The 19242-nt window shown below is 71.2% G+C and carries 17 protein-coding genes and 3 tRNA genes; 13 read left to right on the top strand and 7 right to left on the bottom strand.

Going from position 1 to position 19242, the window contains the following annotated elements:
- Window positions 1–107: 107 nt before the first annotated feature.
- From ACWD3C_RS45350 to ACWD3C_RS45340, 3 genes are all read right to left on the bottom strand, one after another.
- The gene (locus ACWD3C_RS45350; RefSeq protein WP_451154131.1) at window positions 108–1055 is read right to left on the bottom strand and encodes a CU044_5270 family protein; all 948 of its coding nucleotides are present in this window, start codon (window positions 1053–1055) and stop codon (window positions 108–110) included.
- Between the two features lies 1 nt (window position 1056).
- Window positions 1057–1650: an RNA polymerase sigma factor gene (locus ACWD3C_RS45345; protein ID WP_386347365.1), complete on the bottom strand. Its 594-nt coding sequence runs from the start codon at window positions 1648–1650 to the stop codon at window positions 1057–1059.
- Window positions 1651–1723: 73 nt separating this feature from the next.
- Window positions 1724–1867, bottom strand: coding sequence for an SMR family transporter (locus tag ACWD3C_RS45340; protein WP_451154128.1), 144 nt, complete (start codon window positions 1865–1867; stop codon window positions 1724–1726).
- 541 nt (window positions 1868–2408) lie between these two features.
- On the opposite strand from ACWD3C_RS45340, the gene ACWD3C_RS45335 reads away from it, so the two are divergent.
- Window positions 2409–2495: transfer RNA gene (locus tag ACWD3C_RS45335), tRNA-Ser, on the top strand.
- Window positions 2496–2572: 77 nt separating this feature from the next.
- On the opposite strand, the gene ACWD3C_RS45330 is transcribed toward ACWD3C_RS45335, so the two are convergent.
- Window positions 2573–3439, bottom strand: coding sequence for a bifunctional DNA primase/polymerase (locus ACWD3C_RS45330; protein ID WP_451154126.1), 867 nt, complete (start codon window positions 3437–3439; stop codon window positions 2573–2575).
- 403 nt (window positions 3440–3842) lie between these two features.
- On the opposite strand from ACWD3C_RS45330, the gene ACWD3C_RS45325 reads away from it, so the two are divergent.
- The 6 genes from ACWD3C_RS45325 to ACWD3C_RS45300 all read left to right on the top strand — a co-directional run bounded on the left by ACWD3C_RS45325 (window position 3843) and on the right by ACWD3C_RS45300 (window position 9741).
- Window positions 3843–4166 carry a hypothetical protein gene (locus ACWD3C_RS45325; protein WP_451154124.1) on the top strand — a complete coding sequence of 108 codons (324 nt, stop codon included), beginning with the start codon at window positions 3843–3845 and terminating at the stop codon, window positions 4164–4166.
- A 275-nt stretch (window positions 4167–4441) separates the two neighbouring features.
- Window positions 4442–5392 carry a bifunctional MaoC family dehydratase N-terminal/OB-fold nucleic acid binding domain-containing protein gene (locus ACWD3C_RS45320; protein WP_451154122.1) on the top strand — a complete coding sequence of 317 codons (951 nt, stop codon included), beginning with the start codon at window positions 4442–4444 and terminating at the stop codon, window positions 5390–5392.
- Window positions 5389–5823 (top strand): MaoC family dehydratase, encoded by a 435-nt coding sequence (locus tag ACWD3C_RS45315; RefSeq protein WP_451154120.1) that lies wholly within the window; start codon window positions 5389–5391, stop codon window positions 5821–5823. The genes ACWD3C_RS45320 and ACWD3C_RS45315 overlap by 4 nt, the downstream gene beginning before the upstream one ends.
- Window positions 5820–6986 carry a lipid-transfer protein gene (locus ACWD3C_RS45310; RefSeq protein ID WP_451154118.1) on the top strand — a complete coding sequence of 389 codons (1167 nt, stop codon included), beginning with the start codon at window positions 5820–5822 and terminating at the stop codon, window positions 6984–6986. The genes ACWD3C_RS45315 and ACWD3C_RS45310 overlap by 4 nt, the downstream gene beginning before the upstream one ends.
- A 329-nt stretch (window positions 6987–7315) precedes the next feature.
- Complete coding sequence (locus ACWD3C_RS45305; RefSeq protein WP_451154116.1) at window positions 7316–7873, top strand: SigE family RNA polymerase sigma factor; 558 nt, start codon at window positions 7316–7318, stop codon at window positions 7871–7873.
- A gap of 212 nt (window positions 7874–8085) precedes the next feature.
- The gene (locus ACWD3C_RS45300) at window positions 8086–9741 is read left to right on the top strand and encodes a long-chain fatty acid--CoA ligase (protein ID WP_451154114.1); all 1656 of its coding nucleotides are present in this window, start codon (window positions 8086–8088) and stop codon (window positions 9739–9741) included.
- 115 nt (window positions 9742–9856) lie between these two features.
- Here ACWD3C_RS45300 and ACWD3C_RS45295 read toward each other — a convergent pair whose 3' ends face one another.
- Window positions 9857–14995: a PAS domain-containing protein gene (locus ACWD3C_RS45295; RefSeq protein ID WP_451154112.1), complete on the bottom strand. Its 5139-nt coding sequence runs from the start codon at window positions 14993–14995 to the stop codon at window positions 9857–9859.
- A 269-nt stretch (window positions 14996–15264) separates the two neighbouring features.
- A complete protein-coding gene (locus tag ACWD3C_RS45290; protein ID WP_451154110.1) occupies window positions 15265–15837 on the bottom strand; it encodes an SSI family serine proteinase inhibitor in 573 nt (190 codons plus the stop codon).
- A 249-nt stretch (window positions 15838–16086) separates the two neighbouring features.
- On the opposite strand from ACWD3C_RS45290, the gene ACWD3C_RS45285 reads away from it, so the two are divergent.
- A tRNA-Ser gene (locus ACWD3C_RS45285) sits at window positions 16087–16177 on the top strand.
- A 269-nt stretch (window positions 16178–16446) separates the two neighbouring features.
- Window positions 16447–16519, top strand: a tRNA-Arg gene (locus ACWD3C_RS45280).
- Window positions 16520–16610: 91 nt separating this feature from the next.
- On the opposite strand, the gene ACWD3C_RS45275 is transcribed toward ACWD3C_RS45280, so the two are convergent.
- Complete coding sequence (locus ACWD3C_RS45275; protein ID WP_451154108.1) at window positions 16611–16979, bottom strand: tyrosine-type recombinase/integrase; 369 nt, start codon at window positions 16977–16979, stop codon at window positions 16611–16613.
- Between ACWD3C_RS45275 and ACWD3C_RS45270 the strand changes: the two genes are divergently transcribed.
- The 4 genes from ACWD3C_RS45270 (at window position 16978) to ACWD3C_RS45255 (ending at window position 19083) form a co-directional block, all read left to right on the top strand.
- Window positions 16978–17268: a transposase gene (locus tag ACWD3C_RS45270; protein WP_451154106.1), complete on the top strand. Its 291-nt coding sequence runs from the start codon at window positions 16978–16980 to the stop codon at window positions 17266–17268. The genes ACWD3C_RS45275 and ACWD3C_RS45270 overlap by 2 nt on opposite strands.
- Entirely contained in the window at window positions 17256–17531 is a 276-nt protein-coding gene (locus ACWD3C_RS45265) for a hypothetical protein (protein WP_451154104.1), read from the top strand. Before ACWD3C_RS45270 ends, ACWD3C_RS45265 begins: the two co-directional genes overlap by 13 nt.
- 154 nt (window positions 17532–17685) lie before the next feature.
- Window positions 17686–17817, top strand: coding sequence for a hypothetical protein (locus tag ACWD3C_RS45260; protein ID WP_451154102.1), 132 nt, complete (start codon window positions 17686–17688; stop codon window positions 17815–17817).
- A gap of 189 nt (window positions 17818–18006) precedes the next feature.
- Window positions 18007–19083 carry an IS110 family transposase gene (locus tag ACWD3C_RS45255; RefSeq protein WP_451154100.1) on the top strand — a complete coding sequence of 359 codons (1077 nt, stop codon included), beginning with the start codon at window positions 18007–18009 and terminating at the stop codon, window positions 19081–19083.
- Window positions 19084–19242 lie beyond the last annotated feature (159 nt).

Below are 19242 nucleotides of genomic sequence, written 5' to 3'. Positions count from 1 at the left end.
GGGGGGGGGCCGCGGCCCCCCCCCCCCCCGGGGGGGGGGCCCCCGGGGGCGGGGGGGGGGGGGGGGGGGGGGGGGGGGCGGGGGGGCCCCCCCCCCCCCCGGCCGGTTTAGGGCTTCTCGCCGTCCCGGTCGACGAGGGACTGGGTCGTCTTCATCTCGCAGAATGTGACCTCGCCCTTCTTGTGCGAGGGCCCAGCCGACGAGCCGTCCTCGTACTTCTCCTCGTAGTCGCGCACCGCGACCGACTGGTTCCCCTGGTACTGGAAGGTGCCGGGGTCGAGGAGGTACTCCCGGCGCTGAACGGCCTTGCTGCCCAGGTCCGGGTATATGGCGATGGCGTCATGCCCCATGGGGTCCTTCACCAGGTGCGGGACCACCTCGATCCCGGGGTCCGCGGCCAGGGCCCGGTACAGCTTGGCCATCCCCTGCGGATGCACGGGATAGGCCTCGTCGAGGGTCGCCAGGAGCGCGAAGGTCTCGAGCTGCTCACCCGTCAAGCCGGTGTCCTTGCCCATGGGGAACATGTCCGCCGCCTGCTTCCGGATCTCGGCGGGGTCGTCCGGCAGCGAGGCGAGCAGGCGATACAGCCGCCGCTGCGAGGGCTCGTCGTCGCCGTCCTTGTCGTCCTCCCTCACGGGGCTGTCGTACTGGACCCACTCCTCGCTCACCTTGGGCTTGGCATCGGGCGCCGCGTCCGACGCTCCGTATTGGCACTGCGCGGTCTTCAGGTAGACCCACTGGCCGTCGCGCGGATGCAGATCCGGCTGCTGCGACACCACTTCCGCCGCCTGCTCCAGGAGTGCCGTCGCGGACGTCAGGTCGGGCCCGGCAGGCTGCACGCCGCGCTCGGGTCCATCGCCACCGACGAGCATGGTCACCAGCACCGCGATGGTGATCACCGTCGCGGCGACCCCCGCAGCCGTCACGCGCCAGTCCAGCCGCATCCTGCGGGCAGAGCCCTGCTGCGCTGCTCCCAGCAGCTTCTGGCGGCCGGGAACCAGCCGCACCCGGTCCGGCGTCGGCGCATCGGCGCGCAGCTCGTGCATCTTGGTCATGTCATCCATGGGTTACCGCCCCGTTGTGGTCGCTTACGAGGGTGGGGTCGGCGCCGAGCGCCGTACGCATCTTGCGCCGCGCCCGGCTCAGCCGGGAGCGGACCGTGCCGACCGGCACCCCGAGGGCGTCGGCACACTCCTGGTAAGTGAAGTCCGCCCAGGCGACCAGCAGCAGCACATGCCGGTCCTTCCCGGGCAAGGCCGCGATCGCCCCGGCCAGCGCCTGCTGCGAGGCCTCGGCCGTCACCCGCTCGTCGGCCCGTTCCGACCAGGACTCGGCCACCGGGTCGACGCCGGTACGAGCCAGCGCCCGCAGCGCCCGCACTTCGGAGCGGCGGTGGCTGCCGATGAGGTTGCCGGCGATGCCGTAGAGCCACGGCCGGGCACTGGCGCGCGCGACGTCGTAGCGGGCGCGGTTGCGGAAGGCGATGAGGAAGGTCTGCGCCGTGATGTCATCGGCGTGACTGTCGCCCAGCCGGCGCATCACATACCGGTGGATCTCGGCGGCGTGTCTGTCGTAAAGCCTGGCGAATACTTCCGGCCGCTCCAGGGATTCCTGGATGACCAGCGCGTCGTCGGTGGGTGGATCCCCCACGAGGCCCTCGCTTCTTCGTGTAATAGGAGTGGAGTGCATTCCACCCCCTGTTGTCCGAAGCGGCCAGGAGGGTTCACGCGCAGGTATTGAACCTGCCCATACCGGCGATCACCAGCGCGATGTCCAGCAGCTTTGCGGCGTTCGCACTCTCGCTGAGGAACAGCATCCCGCTGGCGGCGATGGGGGCGGTCCCGACGCCGGCCCAGATGGCGTACACCGTCCACTAGAGATAGTTGTAACTCAGTAGACACGGACGCATGTGTGCAACCTCGTTTGATGCTTGACGGTTCCGTCTTCGGGTTGCTGTCGGGGAGCACGTTAGGGCGGTGTTGGCGGAGTTGAGGCGGGCGGGCCGAAGAACCGTCGTGGCGGCGGTGCGCCGTTCGGTGTTGACGGCAGCTCTGACGGCAACGACGGCACACAGGGGCCGATGATCACGAACCTCGGCGATCCAGCCAAGCCAGGGCCGAGCCCCTCCGTACGACGTTGCCCGATCCTACGGATCAGAAGGTTGCCGGCTCCGTGTGCTCCACCGCGGACGCCGTGGGTGGGTATGGGCACGGGAGCCAGTGGAGCCCCCTCTCCTCTGGGGGATGCTGGGATAGCCCTAGGCTTCCAGGTGCGCAGGCCGGTGCTGGCTGGAGTAGTGCTCTTGGGCAGCGGAGCAGCGCCAGTGGACCCCGTGTGGACCATGACGCCCGCGCAACGCGTGAGGCCGGTAGGCTGTAGCCGCTCCGTCCCAGGTAGGACGTGGCCAAGGTGGGTTGCCCGAGCGGCCTAAGGGAACGGTCTTGAAAACCGTCGTGGCAGCGATGTCACCGTGGGTTCAAATCCCACACCCACCGCAGCAGGTCAGAAGGGGTGCCCCTCTCGGGAAGGGCACCCCTTCGGCGTGCACTCTGCCTCACCGCGACCCGCCGGTTCATGCCCGCCGCCCCGTCATCCGTGCCGCCGAGGCGATGGTCGAGCGGGCCTCGCGTTCGGTGAGGCCCGTGCGGATCGCGGCGTCGGTCAGGGCGTCCGCGAGGTCGGGGCCGATGTCGTTCTCGTAGGCGCGGCAGGCGGCCCAGAAGAGGCGGGTGTTGCGTTGGCCCGGGTGGGCCGCCAGGACGAACTGGACGAGGCCTTGGCCGTGTTGTCCGCGTACAGGGGGCGCGGAGTGGTGGGTGCGGGGTGGAGGGAGCAGGAGGCGCAGGAGGGCCCGGGGGCAGGGGGCCGGGGCCAGGTGGGCTGTGCCGGGGGCCGTGCTGTAGACGCCGTGTTCGGTACGGGAGCCGGGGCCGACGAGGTAGCCGCCGGCGCCGCGGACGTCGATGCCGGGGGCCAGGCGGCCGGCCGAGTTGGGGACGACCACGTCGGGTGGGCCGGTGAGCCAGAGGTGGCGGCCGCCGCTGGGGGTCAGTACGACGACCGTCTCGGGGATCGTGAAGAGGTGACGCAGGGCCAACTCCCGCAGGGCGGCTGAGGAGTCCGTGCCCGATTTCGTGTCCAGGTCGATGCCGATCAGGTGATGCGGGTGCAGGCCGCAGGCGATGCCGTAGCCGGTCGCCCAGGGTGCGGCGGCGAAGAGTTCGCGGATGCGGCGCGGGTTGGTCGAGGCGTCGTACACCCCGTGTCCCGGGCGGCCGCACTCGCCGTGGCAGGGGGGCGGTGACGGGTCGTCGCGGTGGGGGGAGCGGAGGGCCGGGAGTTTCGTCCGGGACAGGGGGATCACCGCCAGCCCGCGCTCGGCGGCGGACAGGGCGTGGGCCAGGGCCAGGGTCGTGGCCTGCCGGTCGGTGGTGGCCATGGATCCATGTTCGTACGTACGTTCGAAAAAGGGAAGGGGTGGTGGGGAGGGCGGGGGCGAGGCCGGGGCTCTGTGGGCGATTTGCCGGGGATTTGGCGAGGATGTGGCGGAACGCTTCATCCCTTGCGGGGCTTGGGGCGGGGGTGGCTCGCGGTGCCTCGTCGCGGCTCGCGTCCTCTGAGCTGGTAATTCGCGAGCGCGTGACAGGTTTATCGACATGTCATCACGCTTCAGAGGGAATCAGGGCTTCCGGGGTGGTTCGCCGGGGATTCGGTGGGCAACTCTGGATTCGCGACGTCGAGTACAAAACGTCCGGGGCGGTCGGCCAACCGCCTTGGCGCAAGCCGTAGTTCACGCTCGTATCGGCAACGGAGCCGGTGCGTGCACCTTCTGGAGGAAACACATGGCAAGCATCCGTACCGCCCGCGTCCTCGCCGCCGCCGCGGCGCTGCCCCTCGCGGCCGCCCTCTTCTCGGGCGTCGCGACGGCAGACAACGGCGCCTTCGCGGACAACGGATCGAACGCGGCCGTCACCAACGCCCTCGCGGGCATCGTCGGCAGTGGCGTAGGCGGCGACAACAACGGCAACTCGTCCACCACGCAGCAGCAGGCGGTCGGCTCCGGCGCCTCGAACCAGAGCAACACCGCTCAGGTCGACGGCTCCGCGTTCACGGCCATCGACCAGTCGAACAAGAACGTCGACGTCAACTTCACCAACCTGTGGTGAGCCGGGGGAGGGCGGCCTGGTACCTCCCGCAACTCCGGTAACTCGGGTGCGGGGTGTGCTCTGTGGGGTGCGACACGTCTGCGCGGCGGTGCTTCGGCGCCGCCGCGCAGACGTCTGCCCATGGCGCCCATGGTTCCCACGGCTCCCTCCCGTGGCTTCCTTGGCTCCTTCAACTCCTTCGGCCACTTGTGGCGCTCTTGACGGTCCGTGGGCAGTTCCTTCAATCTGACGGACAGTCAGAAAGTCTTGTACGTACGAGACTGGGGGCGGCGCCGGTGACCGAAGACCTTTCCGTACGGCTGAAGGCGTACGAAGGGCGGGCAGCCGTCCTGGGCGGGGCGGGCAAGGACCCCGTCAACCCGGCCATGATCCGGCACTGGTGCGAGGCGATGGGCGACACCAACCCGGCGTACACGGGACCGGACGCCATCGCTCCGCCCACCATGCTCCAGGTCTGGACGATGGGCGGCCTGAGCGGGCACACGGGGCGCTCTGCGGCGTACGAGGAGCTGTTGGGACTGCTCGACGGCGCCGGGTACACCTCCGTCGTCGCCACCGACTGCGAGCAGGAGTACCTGCGTGCACTGCGGCCGGGGGACGAGATCACCTTCGACTCCGTCATCGAGTCGGTGTCGGGGCCCAAGACCACGACACTCGGGGTCGGGTACTTCGTGACCACCCGGATGGATGTGCGGGTGGACGGTCGGCTCGCGGGGACCCATCGCTTCCGGATCCTCAAGTTCGCGCCCGCCGTACGACCGTCCGCGCCCGCCGCAGTCGTACGAGCGTCCGAGCCCGCCGTGCGAAAGCACGAGTCCCCGCCGAAACGGCCCCGGCCCGTCGTCAACCGCGACAACGCCGGGTTCTGGGAGGGCGTCGAGGGGCACCGGCTGCTGATTCAGCGCTGCGGCGGCTGCGGAGCCCTCCGCTTCCCCTGGCTCCCGGGCTGCAACGCCTGCGGCTCCCCGGTGTGGGACACCGTCGAGGCGGGCGGCGACGGGACCGTCTATTCGTACGTCGTCATGCACCATCCGCCCTTCCCCGCCTTCGCCCCTCCCTACGCCGTCGCGCTGATCGAGCTGGCCGAAGGGGTGCGGATCGTCAGCAATGTGGTGGGGGTGCCCTGCGACGAGGTGCGGATCGGGATGCCCGTACGGCTTGAATTCGCGCGGTACGAGGAAGAGCTGGTGCTGCCGGTCTTCCGTGCCCAGGAGGTGGCGGGATGAAGGTCGGCGAGAAGCTTCCGCCGTTGGAGATCGAGATCACCCGCACCCTCATCGTCGCCGGCGCCATCGCCTCCCGCGACTACCAGGACGTGCACCACGACCCGGAGCTGGCGCGGCAGAAGGGGTCCCCGGACGTCTTCATGAACATCCTGACCACGAACGGCCTGGTCGGGCGCTACATCACCGACCACTTCGGGCCCACCGCCGTCCTCCGCAAGGTGGCCGTCCGGCTCGGTGCGCCCAACTACCCCGGCGACACCATGGTGTTGACCGGCACGGTCGAGGAGATCGACGGCGGGGACGAGGCCGATGGAGGCACGGTCACCGTGAAGGTCGTTGGGACGAACGGCATCGGCAGGCATGTGACCGGCACGGTCACCGTCACCGTTACGGCCGCGGCCGGCGTTCCGGTCGCCGGGGGTGAGTCATGAGCGTACGGACGGCGGACTCCCTCGGCGGGCGGGCCGCGATCGTCGGGATCGGGGCCACGGAGTTCTCCAAGGAGTCGGGGAGGAGTGAGCTGCGGCTCGCCGTGGAGGCGGTGCGGGCCGCGCTCGACGACGCGGGGCTGACGCCGGCGGACGTGGACGGGATGGTGACGTTCACGATGGACACCAGCCCGGAGATCACCGTCGCACAGGCGTGCGGGATCGGGGAGCTGTCCTTCTTCTCCCGCGTCCACTACGGCGGCGGGGCCGCGTGCGCGACCGTCCAGCAGGCGGCGCTCGCCGTCGCCGCCGGGGTGGCCGAGGTCGTGGTCTGTTACCGGGCGTTCAACGAGCGGTCGGGGCGGCGGTTCGGCTCGGGGGTGCGGCACCGCGAGCCCTCGGCGGAGGGGGTGGCGCTCGGCTGGGCGATGCCGTTCGGGCTGCTCACGCCCGCGTCGTGGGTGGCGATGGCGGCGCAGCGGTACCTGTACGCGTACGGGCTGACGCCCGAGGTGTTCGGACACGTCGCGGTCGTGGACCGGAAGTACGCGGCGACCAACCCGGCGGCGTACTTCCACGGCCGCCCCATCACTCTCGCCGAGCACGCCGCCTCGCGCTGGATCGTCGAGCCGCTGCGGCTGCTGGACTGCTGCCAGGAGACGGACGGCGGGCAGGCGATCGTGGTCACGTCCGTGGAACGGGCGCGTGATCTGCCGCATCCGCCCGCCGTGGTCGTGGCGGCCGCCCAGGGCGCGGGCCGGGCGCAGGAACAGATGACCAGCTTCTACCGGGACGACCTGACCGGACTGCCCGAGATGGGCGTGGTCGCGCGGCAGCTGTGGCGGACGTCGGGGCTCGGGCCCGCGGACATCGATGTGGGCATCCTGTACGACCACTTCACGCCGTTCGTGCTGATGCAGCTGGAGGAGTTCGGGTTCTGCGGGCCGGGCGAGGCGGCGCACTTCGTGGCCGAGGAGCGGCTGCCGGTCAACACGCACGGGGGGCAGCTCGGGGAGGCGTATCTGCACGGCATGAACGGGATCGCGGAGGGGGTACGGCAGGTGCGGGGGACCGCGGTGAACCAGGTCCCGGGGGCGGCGCGGGTCCTGGTGACGGCAGGGACGGGGGTGCCGACGTCGGGACTGGTGCTGGGGGCGGGCGGGTGAACGCGACGGCTGAGCGCGCATATGGACGCGCGTGTACGGGATGGATGGACTCGTACGCGCTGACTTGTACGCGCTGACTTGTACGCGCTGACTTGTACGCGCTGACTTGTACGCGCTGACTTGTACGCGCTGACTTGTACGCGCTGACTCGTACGCGCTGACTCGTACGGCGACCGCAGGTGCTTCTCAGGGATACACCCTCAGTAGATGAGGGCCGCGGCTCCATCTCCAGGAGGTGTAGCCAACCCCCTTCCTACAACCTGAGGGGGACCCGGCTTCGGGACCTCCGGCCGATCCGCCCGGACGGGGGCCGAACCTAGCGTGGAGCCATGACCACACCCGTCTGCACCAGCGCTTCGAACGCCGCTACCGCAAGGGCGCAGACCCTCTCGTACCCGTCGTTCTCGTCGTACGTGAAGGCCCGTCAGCCGGTGCTGCTGCGTACCGCCAGGTCGCTGACCGCGAACCCGAGCGACGCGGAGGACCTGCTGCAGACCGCGCTCGCCAAGACATACGTCGCCTGGGAGCGGATCGAGGACCACAGAGCGCTCGACGGCTACGTACGGCGTGCCCTGCTGAACACGCGGACGTCGCAGTGGCGCAAGCGCAAGGTCGACGAGTTCGCGTGCGACGAGCTGCCGGAGCCGGAGGGGATACCCGCCGGCGACCCGGCCGAGCAGCAGGCGCTGCACGACGCGATGTGGCGCGCGATCATGCGGCTGCCCGCCCGGCAGCGGGCGATGGTCGTCCTCAGGTACTACGAGGACCTCAGCGAGGTCCAGACGGCCGAGGTGCTCGGGGTGTCGGTGGGCACGGTGAAGTCGGCGGTGTCGCGAGCGCTGGGCAAGCTGCGCGAGGATCCCGAACTGGAGCCCGTACGGCAGTGACCGGCCCGCGCCCCCGGTACCACTGGTAACCAGTACCTCTGGTAACCGATACCTCTGGTAACTGGTACCGCCGGTAACCGGTGGCGCAGGTCGCCACCCCTGTATGAGCTCTGATCGATCATCCGGGTTTCTAGTGACATACCACGCGGTATGTGAGCAGAATCAGCGCAGCCCTTACTACCGCGTAGGCAGAGTCGCCCCGGGAGGACGCCGTGCTGAGCACCATGCAGGACGTACCGTTGCTGATCTCAAGGATCCTGACCCATGGGTCGGCCATCCACGGGTCGTCGCAGGTGATCACATGGACCGGCGAGGCGGAGCCGCACCGGCGCTCCTACGCCGAGATCGGCGACCGGGCCGCCCAGCTGGCGCACGCGCTGCGCGAGGACCTCGGCGTCGAGGGCGACGACCGGGTCGCCACCCTCATGTGGAACAACGCTCCCCACGTCGAGGCGTACTTCGCGATCCCCTCCATGGGCGCCGTCCTCCACACCCTCAACCTGCGCCTGCCTCCCGAGCAGCTCGCGTGGATCGTCAACCACGCGGCCGACCGCGTCGTCATCGCGGACGGCTCGCTTCTCCCCCTCCTGGCGCCGCTCCTCCCGCACCTCAAGACGGTCGAGCACGTCGTCGTCTCCGGGCCCGGCGACCGTTCGCTGCTCAACGGAGTGAGCGTCCCCGTGCACGAGTACGAGGAGCTGCTCGCCAACAAGCCGACCTCGTACGACTGGCCCGAGCTGGACGAACGCAGCGCGGCCGCCATGTGCTACACCTCCGGCACGACCGGCGACCCCAAGGGCGTCGTCTACTCCCACCGGTCGATCTACCTGCACTCCATGCAGGTCAACATGGCCCAGTCCATGGGCCTGACCGACGAGGACCTCTCGCTCGTCGTGGTCCCCCAGTTCCACGTGAACGCCTGGGGCCTGCCGCACGCCACCTTGATGACCGGCGTCAACATGCTGATGCCGGACCGCTTCCTGCAGCCCGCCCCGCTCGCCGAGATGATCGAGAAGGAGCGCCCCACACACGCGGCGGCCGTCCCGACCATCTGGCAGGGGCTGCTCGCCGAGCTCACCGCCCGCCCCCGGGACGTCAGTTCGCTCACTCAGGTCACCATCGGTGGTGCGGCCTGCCCGCCGTCGCTGATGGAGGCCTTCGACAAGCTGGGCATGCGCGTGTGCCACGCATGGGGCATGACCGAGACCTCACCGCTCGGCACGATCGCCCGGCCGCCGGCCCACGTCGTGGGCACGGAGCAGGAGTTCGCGTACCGGCTCACCCAGGGCCGCTTCCCTGCCGGTGTCGAGGGCCGCCTCACCGGTCCCGGCGGGGAACGGCTCGCCTGGGACGGCGAGTCCGCCGGTGAGCTGGAGGTGCGCGGCTCCTGGATCGCGGGCGCGTACTACGGCGGCGAGGGTGCCGAACCGCTCCGCCCCGCCGACAAGTTCAGCGAGGACGGCTGGCTCAAGACCGGTGACGTCGGCACCATCAGCCCCGACGGCTACCTCACCCTCACCGACCGCGCCAAGGACGTCATCAAGTCCGGCGGCGAGTGGATCTCGTCCGTCGAGCTGGAGAACGCCCTGATGGCCCACCCGGCCGTCGCCGAGGCCGCCGTCGTCGCTGTACCGGACGAGAGGTGGGGCGAACGACCGCTCGCCATCGTCGTGCTGAAGGAGGGCGCCACCGCCGACTTCACCACCCTCCGCACCTTCCTCGCCGACGAGGCCAAGATCCCCAAGTGGCAGCTCCCCGAGCGCTGGACGATCATCGAGTCGGTGCCGAAGACGAGCGTGGGCAAGTTCGACAAGAAGGTGCTGCGCAGGCAGTACGCCGAGGGGGAGTTGGACGTCACGCAGATCTAAGGGGCAGATTAAGGGCCTGAGGGGCTTTGTACGACACTTGGGGCGTTGTTTCACGTGAAACAACGCCCCAAGCGTCGTATGTCTGGCGTCTGGCGTCTGGCGTGGGTTGGACGGCTCAGTTCGTGCCGATCCGCGCCAACAGCTCCACGATCCGGGTCTGCACCTCGGGGCTGGTCGAGCGTTCCGCGAGGAACAGGACCGTCTCCCCCGAGGCCAGGCGCGGAAGGTCGGCCTGGTCGACGGCGGCGGTGTAGACGACGAGCGGGGTGCGGTTGAGCAGGCCGTTCGCGCGCAGCCAGTCGACGACTCCGGCCTCCCGGCGGCGTACCTGCATCAGGCCCATCACCACCAGGTTCGGCCGCATCTGCGCGGCCAGGGTGACGGCATCCGCGTCCGACGTGGCTCGCGCAACCTGCACGCCCCGCCGCTCCAGCGTTGCGGTGAGCGCCAGCGCGATCTCCGGGTGCTCCTCGACGAGGAGGACGCGCGGCGGATGCTGCTCCGAGTCCCGGGGCGCGAGTGCCTTCAGGAGTACGGCCGGGTCGGCGCCGTACGCGGCCTCGCGCGTCGCCTGCCCGAGTCCCGCCGTCACGAGCACGGGGACCTCGGCGGCTACGGCGGCCTGGCGCAGCGACTGCAACGCCGTGCGCGTGATCGGGCCGGTGAGCGGGTCGACGAAAAGCGCGGCCGGGAAGGCGGCGATCTGCGCGTCGACCTCCTCGCGCGAGTTCACGGTGACGGGCCGGTAGCCGCGGTCGCTCAGCGCCTGCTGGGTCGTCACATCCGGCGCGGGCCAGACGAGGAGCCGACGCGGGTTGTCCAACGGCTCCGGGGGCAACTCGTCGTCCATCGGCTGCGGATGCGGCTGGTCGGAGACCTCCACCGCGCCACCGGGGCCGTCGAGCGGCTCGGGACCCTCGACGGCGTTCTTGTCGGGCGCCCCTATGGCGTACGAGCGTCCGGCGCCGTCCGTCGCTCCGGCCAGCCTCGACTGCCCGGCCAGGGAGGGCTGCGCCGGAACCGGTGCCGGAGGAGTCTGAGGCGCGGGCTGTCCGGACTGTGTGGACTGTCCGGGCTGCGGGTGCGGACGCGCGGTCGTCTCCGGGCGCTCACCTGGGGGTTCCGGGGGCGTACCCAGCTTGCGGCGGCGACCCGAGCCGTTGCTCTGGTGCGGGGGAGGCGTGCCCCCCGGCTGCGGCTGGCGCGCGAAGGGCACGCCCTGGCCGAGGGTGCGCACGCTTATGGCACGGCCCTGGGTCGAGTTGGGGTCGATGGGGGGCGTGGTGGGCGCGGGCTGAGCGGCGGCGGCCTCGGCGGGGAGCGGTTGCGCTGCTCGCGGCTGTACGGGGCGCTCCGCGGGGAGCGGGGTGCCGGGAGCGGGGGTTCCGGGGGCTTGGGGGTGCGGGGCTGCGCCTGTGGTGTCGGCGGCGGCAGGGGCGTCGGGGCCTGGCCAGGGCTGGGGTTGCGGCTGGGGCTGGGTGGTGGGTGGTACGGGGGTGCCGGTGGCCTGGGGCTGCGGGGCTGCGCCCGTGGTGTCGGCGGTGCCAGGGGCGTCGGGGCCTGGCCAGGGCTGGGGTTGCGGCTGGGGCTGGGTGGTGGGTGGTACGGGGGTGCCGGTGGCCGAGGTGTCCTGGGTGCCGGTCGGCTGGGGTTGAGCTTGGGGCTGGGGCTGGGGCTGGGGTGCGCCCGGGGCCGTTGCCTGCGCGGGGATGCCACCGGTCGGGGTGTCGGCACCGGCGGGCCAGGGCTGGGGGGCCTGGGGCGCGGCGGGCTGGGCCTGGGCTTGGGCCTGTGGGTGGGGCTGAGGCTGGGGGTTCTGCGGTGCGGCGGGGGGTGCCGTGGGGGCGGTGGCCTGGGCGGGGATGGACTGCGCGGGGGCGGTCGGGCTGACCGGTGCTGCTTGGCCGACGGGGACTGCCTGGCCGGGGGCGCCCGCGGTGGGTACGCCCTGCGCGGGGACGGGCTGACTCTGGGCAACCGGGGCCGGGGCACCCTGAGTCGGGGTCGGCTGACCAGGGATGGGTGCGCCCGGGACCCCTTGCGCGGGGACGGGCTGGGCGGTGGCGCCGGGCATGCCCTGCGCCGGGATGGGCTGGGCCGCCCCTGGAATCCCCTGGGCGGGAACGGGCTGCTGTTGCGCCGGCGCAGTGGGAACGCCCTGCGCAGCGACAGCCTGCGGAGGCGCGGCCGGAACTCCCTGCGGAGGCACGGCCACCTGGCTCTGGGCGTTCTGCCCGGGCACGGCCTGCCCCGCAGCCAGGGCTGCCTGCGCGGGCACCGCTTGGCCAGGCAGTCCCTGGCCAGACAGCCCTTGACCAGGCGCCCCCTGTCCCGGAATCCCCGGCCCGGTGGCGGTCCCCTGCCCGGGTACGGCGCCCTGGCCGGCGGGCCCCAGCGCGGCAACCGCCTGCGCCTGACCGTGCGCCGGAACTCCCTGCGCGGGAACCCCTTGCGCAGGCGCCCCCGTCGTCCCGTCCTGGCCCTGGCCCTGCTGCCGGGCCCGGCGGCGACCCGTCGGCTGGGACACGGGATGCGGCTGCGGCGGGGTGTGATCGTCGGCCGGGTCGGGCAGCGCAGCGTCATGGCGGCCGTCGTCGGCCTGCGCACCGCCCGGAGCCCCGGCCCCCGGCGCTACGGCGACCCCGGGCGCGCCCGGAACCCCACCGGCCTGACCGACAACCTCTTGCCCCGCCTGCCCCGCCTGCCCCGGCTGTCCCGGCTGTCCCGGAACGGCTCCCTGTCCGGCGGAGGCTGCCACCTCCGCACCCTCGTACTGAGGAACCTCGGACGTCTGCGGCGCCGGCTGCGTCTGAGGCGTCTGAGGAGCAGCCGGAGCAGTCGGTGTCCGGTCGGCCTCGGCGGGTGGCAGCGCGAAAACGGCCCGCCCCCCGTTCTCCGCCTCCTGCGCGGCCTGCGCGGCAGCGCGCTCGTTCGCGTTGGCCAGGGCACGCCGACGGCGCCCGGTCGGCTGGGGGGCGGCAGCGGCGCCCTCGCCGGAGGCGTCCGGCGAGTTCGGAGCCGAGGCCGGAGCCGCCGCGGGCAGCGCCGGCGGCAGCGCGTGCTGTTCGCCGTCGCGTCGGGCACGCCGACCGCTGGGCGCGGGCACACCCTGCGGCGGCACCGCCTCCCCCAGCCCCGTGGCCACGGCCGCGGCTCCCGCGGCATGCTCGGCGGCCGTGACGACCGCCCCCTCGGAGACCGCCTCGGCCGGACTCGGCCGCCCGCGCCGCCGCCCCGTACCACCGGAACCGTTCCTGGAACCGTTCCCGGAGCCGTCGTTCCCTTCGGCCCGGGCAGCCTCAGAACCCTCACCGTCCGCCGCCGGGGCGGCGCGCCGCCGACGCCGCCCGGTCGGAGCGGCGGGAGCGGCCGGCGGCGCGGCGGCGCCGACCTCGGCCTTCTCGCTCCCCGAGTTCTCCGCGCTGTTCCCCGCGCCCGCGCTCCCTTCGCTCCCCTCACTCCCCTCGCTCTCCAGGAACGCGTCCACCGAAGACCGTCGTGCCCGCCGCCGCCCGCCTCCGGCGGCGGCCTGCTCGGGCAGCGCGACCTCGGCACCGCTGCCCTCAGGGACAGCCGGGAGCGGAACCGCCCCGGCACCACCGCCGATGGGTACCTCAAGCACATACGCGCTGCCGCTCATCCCCGGCACCTCGTGCGTCTGCAGCACACCGCCGTGCGCGCGCACGATCCCCGTGACGATCGGCTGATGCACCGGGTCTCCCCCGGCGTACGGCCCGCGTACCTCGATCCGTACGACCTCACCGCGCTGCGCGGCCGCGACGACGACCGTGTTGTCCATGTAGCCGCCGGCCGAGACGGGGGCGCTGCCCGTCGCGTCGACGCCGGCCACGTCCGCGATGAGGTGCGCGAGCGCGCCCGCGAGCCGCTGCTGGTCGACCTCGGCCTCGATGGGCGGCGCGTGCACGGCGAACTGCACCCGCCCGGGCCCGATCAGGTCGACGGCCCCGTCGACACCGGCCGCGACGACGGCGTCGAGCATCACGGCCGTACGTACGAGACCGTCGTCACCGGAGTCGAGCCGCTGATAGCCCAGAACGTTGTCGATGAGCGTGGTGATGCGGGAGTACCCGGCCGTGAGGTGGTGCAGGACCTGGTTGGCCTCGGGCCACAGCTGGCCGGCGTCGTCGGCGGCGAGCTTGCCGAGTTCGCCGCGCAGTTGGTCGAGCGGGCCGCGCAGGGAGGTGGCGAGCACGGAGAGGAGCTGGTCGTGCCGGGCGGCGAGGGCCTCGTACCGGTCCTTCTCGCGCTCCCCGAGCGCCGCGTACCGCTCGTCGTTCGCGGCGAGTTCCTCCGCGTGCTTCTCCAGCACCTCGCGGAGTTCGCCGCCGTGCGTTTCGCGCAGCTGCTCAAGCTCGTCGGCGTGCTGCTTGGCGATCCGTTCGAGCTCGTCCGCGTGCTGCTTGGCCTCGGCCTCCCTCTCGTCGGCGAGCGTGTCGTACGGCCGCCGGTCGGTGAAGGTCATGACGGCACCGACGAGCTGGTCGCCGTCGCGTACCGGCGCGGTCGTCAGGTCGACCGGCACCCGGTCACCGCTCTTCGACCACAGCACCTGCCCGCGCACCCGGTGCTTGCGCCCGGAGCGCAGGGTGTCGGCGAGCGGCGACTCCGCGTACGGGAAGGGGGAGCCGTCCTCGCGGGAGTGCAGGAGGAGGGTGTGGAGCTCCCTGCCCCCCAGATCACTGGCCCGGTAGCCCAGTATCTGAACGGCGGCAGGGTTGACGAGCACGATCCGCCCGTCGGTATCGGTCCCGACCACTCCCTCGGAGGCCGCCCGCAGGATCATCTCGGTCTGCCGTTGCGAGCGGGCGAGCTCGGCCTCGGTGTCGACGGTCCCCGACAGGTCACGTACGACGAGCATGAGCAGCTCGTCATTGGCGTACCCGTAACCGTCGTACGCCTGCTGCCCGTTCTCCAGATTCGCGCTGGTGACCTCGACCGGGAACTCACTTCCGTCGGTCCGCCGGGCCATCATCCGGGTCGGCTTGGTCCGCCCGCGCGGATCGATGGAGTCGGGCCGGCGCATGGACCCGGGGATGAGCCGGGAATCGAACTCGGGCAGCAGGTCGAGCAGCCCGCGCCCCACCAACGCGGTCCCCGGGGTCTCGAAGGCCTCCAGGGCGATGGTGTTGGCGTTGACGACGGTTCCATTGGCGTTGACCAGGACCAACGCGTCGGGCAGCGCGTCGAGTATGGCTGCGAGGCGAGCAGCGCCTCGGGATGGCCTGCTGCTCACGAGACGCTTCCTCCCTGTTACCGCACCTTGCCGACCGCTCGGGCCATCTTGCCAACCGGTCCCCAGCGTGTCACGCGAGGGAGTCTACGGGCAGTGGTTGCGCTCGCGACGCCGGATGAGAGGGAGGCCGCACGCGGAAGTGACGCGGAACCTGTGACCATGCGCCGGCCTGCGCCTGGGCGTACTCTCCGGCTTTCCTCGTCCTTCCTCGCCCTTCTTCTTCCCGTCCTGCTTGCCGTCCTGCTTGCCGTCCTGCGCCACGTTCCTCGTCAAGCGCGGGCGCCGGGCAGGACGGGAACCAAGGCGTCCCAGCGGGCGATCTCGCACCCGTCGTTCCGCCTGAACCGGGCGTCCACCGGCCGCCCGGCCCAGGTACCCGTCACATGCGCCGTGGCCGGCCCTCCGTACTGCATCGTGCACATCGTCCCCGGCGCCACGGGCGCGAACGGGTCCTTCCCCCACCTCGTACTCCGGTCCAGCCGCCCACACGCGTCCCGCGCGACCGGATGACTGCCCCCGTCGGGATGGCACTCCAGCTCATACGTCCCGTCACCGCCACGTCCCACACCCTCGACGGTGACGATCAGCCGATCCTCGGAAACGGGCGTGGGCAACACCCGCTCCGAGGACCGCCACGGCCCGCCCCCCTCCGCGTACGCCACCGGCGCCAGCCCCGCGGCGACGGTGAGGGAGGCAGCGGCACCGAGGAGCAGTCGGCGGAAGGCGGGGCGAGGGGGCGCGACGGGCCGGCGATGGGAGACGGGGCGGTGATCCGGGGCGGACCGCTGCTCCGAGTCTGACCGCCGCTCCGAGGCCGGGCGGGAAGAGAGCGTCTGCAACATGACCTGACTAACGCAACGCCGACCGGGCGGTTGCGCCCCGGGGGATTGGGGACCGGCGGGGGCACCACAGGCATGACCCGCCCTCCCCATACCCTGGGCACCGGCTCCGTGATGCGGGCTCCGCGATACGGCATTACGGCTTTGCCCTGCGGCCTCTCCGCCTAGTACCGTGGGGGGCGATTGGTGACACCCCACTCGGCTGTGTCATCATCTGGACGCACCACTCGCGCTCGCGCGGGCGGTCGTGCTGGAGGCGTCGCCTAGTCCGGTCTATGGCGCCGCACTGCTAATGCGGTTTGGGTCTTAAAGCCCATCGAGGGTTCAAATCCCTCCGCCTCCGCGCCGATCCCGAAGCCCTGGTCACCCCCGACCGGGGCTTCGGCCGTTCACGGCCTCCTGGACACGACGAACCGCCCCGCGTCACCGACGCCCCCGCCCGCGCCTCCCTCCCGGCCCCTCCCAGACCCTCCCGATCCAGGCGTTCCCGCAGGTCAGTACGGCTACGGCAAACGGATTTCACCTCACGCCGCCAGTCATGTAATGTTGTTCCCGCAACGCCGACCGGGCCGAAAAGCCCGCCAGGAAGAGTCAACACAACAGAACACACAAGCACTCGTAGCTTAACGGATAGAGCATCTGACTACGGATCAGAAGGTTGCAGGTTCGAATCCTGCCGAGTGCGCAGCGTGTCAGAGGCCCTGTGGAGTGATCCACAGGGCCTCTGGCTTTTGCTTTGACGGCAGTGTTTGACGGCAACCGCCTTCGGGAGCCAATCAGACGGCTACCGGGACACCGGCCGCACCGTCGTCATCGTCCGGCCCGTTGCCGTCACCCCTCAATGCGTCCCCAACGCGGTCGAAGGCGGAGCGCTGGGAGCCGAGGCGTACGAAAGTGTAGATGTCCATGGTCACGCGGATGGAGCTGTGGCCCAGGACTTCCATGATCATGCGGGCGTCCGCGCCCTGTTCGTGGAGCAGCGAGGCGCACGTGTGGCGCAGGTCGTGGAAACGGACCTTACGGACTCCGGCGCGGGCGCACAGCGCCTCGAAGGAGCGGTTCAGGTTGCGCGGCTCGATGGGGGTCCCGTTTGAGGTTCCCCTCGTAGCGTGGAGTCCGTGACAGCAGGGGATGTTGGTTGTCATGGCGGAGAAGCGTCGCAAGTTCACAGCGGAGTTTCGTGAGGGGGCGGTACGCATCGTGACGGAGACCGGGAAGCCGGTCCCCGAGGTCGCGAAGGACCTGGGGATCAACGAGACGACCCTGGGGAGCTGGGTCTCGCGGGCGAAGCGGGCCGAGAAGGCCACGCCTGAGGACCAGGACGCGTTGATCGCCCGGCTGACGGCGGAGAACGCGGCGCTGAAGAAGGAGAACAAGGAGCTGGGGATGGAGCGCGATGTCCTCAAACGCTGCATGGTCCTGTGGGTGAAGTAGCTGCGGCGGACCCGGCCGCCGTGGCCGGGGTGATCAGCGACAACAGGACCGAGCATGGCATCCCGCACACCGTCTCGTGCCGCGCCCCGGGCGTGAGCGAGTCATGGTTCTACAAGTGGCGCGACCGCCAGCCCACCGGGCGTGAACTGCGCAGACAGCGGCTGGCCCACGAGATCAAGGAGATCTTCACCGAGTCCGGCGGCACCTACGGATCACCGAAGATCTTCATCCTGTGGTCCGCAAGGGCTGGCGTATCTCGGTGAACACCGTCGCGAAGCTGATGGCCGAACTCGGCCTCGTCGCCCGGGTGGTGAGACGCCGAAGCGGGCTGACCCGGCCGGGAAGCGGCCGGCCGCACCGGACTTCGTCAAGCGGGACTTCACTGCCGAGGAACCCGATCTCGTCTGGGCGGGCGACATGACAGAGATTGTCACCGAGGAGGGCAAGTTCTACCTCGCCACGGTCATCGACCTGTTCTCCCAGCGCCTGCTCGGCTACGCGATGGACGCGCCAGGATGCCGGTGCCGGGATGCTCTCGCGGCCTCCTGACCCGCACTCCGATCGACGGCGCTGTCCTTCCTCGGACTTGTCGGTGGCCCGGGAGCATCCCGGCGAGGCGCTCGCCTCGCCGACGGGAGTGACTTAAGGAGAGCCTGGCCAAGGTCCCATCACTGTCTTGTCCGCCGCCTCGGTGACCGCGCGCCGACCCACCGTGCTCTCGTCCGCGAGGAGGCCGACATGGCCAGCCTCCCACCCGTTTCCCGCGTCGTCATCGGCGGCGTGGACACCCACAAGGACCTGCACGTCGCCGCCGTGATCGACACCGACGACCACGTCCTGGACGCCCAGGCGTTCTCCACGACCCGGGCCGGCTACCGCGCCCTGCTCGCCTGGATGCGCACCTTCGGCGACGTGCGCCGCATGGGCATCGAGGGCACCGGCTCCTACGGCGCCGGACTCCTGCGCCACCTTCAGCAGGCCGGCATCGAGATCCTCGAGGTCAACCGGCCCGACCGCTCCGACCGGCGCCGCCGCGGCAAGGACGACACCCTCGACGCAGAGAACGCCGCCCACGCCGCCCTGGCCGGCAACCGTGTGATCACTCCCAAGACCCGCACCGGCATGGTGGAGTCCTTGCGCGTGCTGCGGATCGCCCGCTCCACCGCCGTCAAGGCTCGCCGCGTCGCCCTGCAGATGCTGCGCTGCCAGATCATCTCCGCGCCTGAGGAACTCCGCGACCAGGTACGGAACCTGACACGGATGCAGCTCATCCGCACCTGCGCCGCCTGGCGGCCGGATGAGACCGCCTTCCGTGACCCCGTCTCGGCCACCCGCATCGCGATCAAGTCCCTGGCCCGCCGCTACCTTGAACTCAACGACGGGGTTGCTGATCTCGACGTGATGATCGAGCCTCTGGTCCGCGAGCTGGCACCGTCGCTGCTGGAGCGGACCGGCTTCGGGATCGAGAACACCGCCCAGCTCCTGGTCACCTGCGGCGACAATCCTCAGCGGGTCACCGACGAGGCCCGCTTCGCCAAACTCTGCGGCGTCGCCCCGCTGTCGGCCTCCTCCGGGAAGGTCCAGCGTCACCGGCTCAACCACGGTGGCGACCGCCAGGCCAACTCCGCTCTCCACATGGCCGTGGTCTGCAGCCTGCACTACGACGAGGCCACCCAGAAGTACGTCGAACGCCGCACCAGCGAAGGCAAGTCGAAGATGGAGATCATCCGTTGTCTCAAGCGATACGTCGCCCGCGAGGCCTACTACCTGATCAAGCAGGACGGCACCCCGAACCGGTCAGTCCAGAGGGGTTGACATTCAGGAGAGCGTCCGCGGAAGCGAGTACGCCTCACGGAAGTTCGCCCGCGCCTGCCGCCGACTGGGCGTCACCCAGTCCATGGGGCGGGTCGGCTCGTGCTTCGACTGTGAGGATGATCGGGTGCCGCTCCGGGCGGTGGCCTGACCCGTGCTTCG

Source organism: Streptomyces sp. NPDC002845 (assembly GCF_053591955.1).
This window is presented reverse-complemented; position numbering and strand designations above follow the sequence as displayed.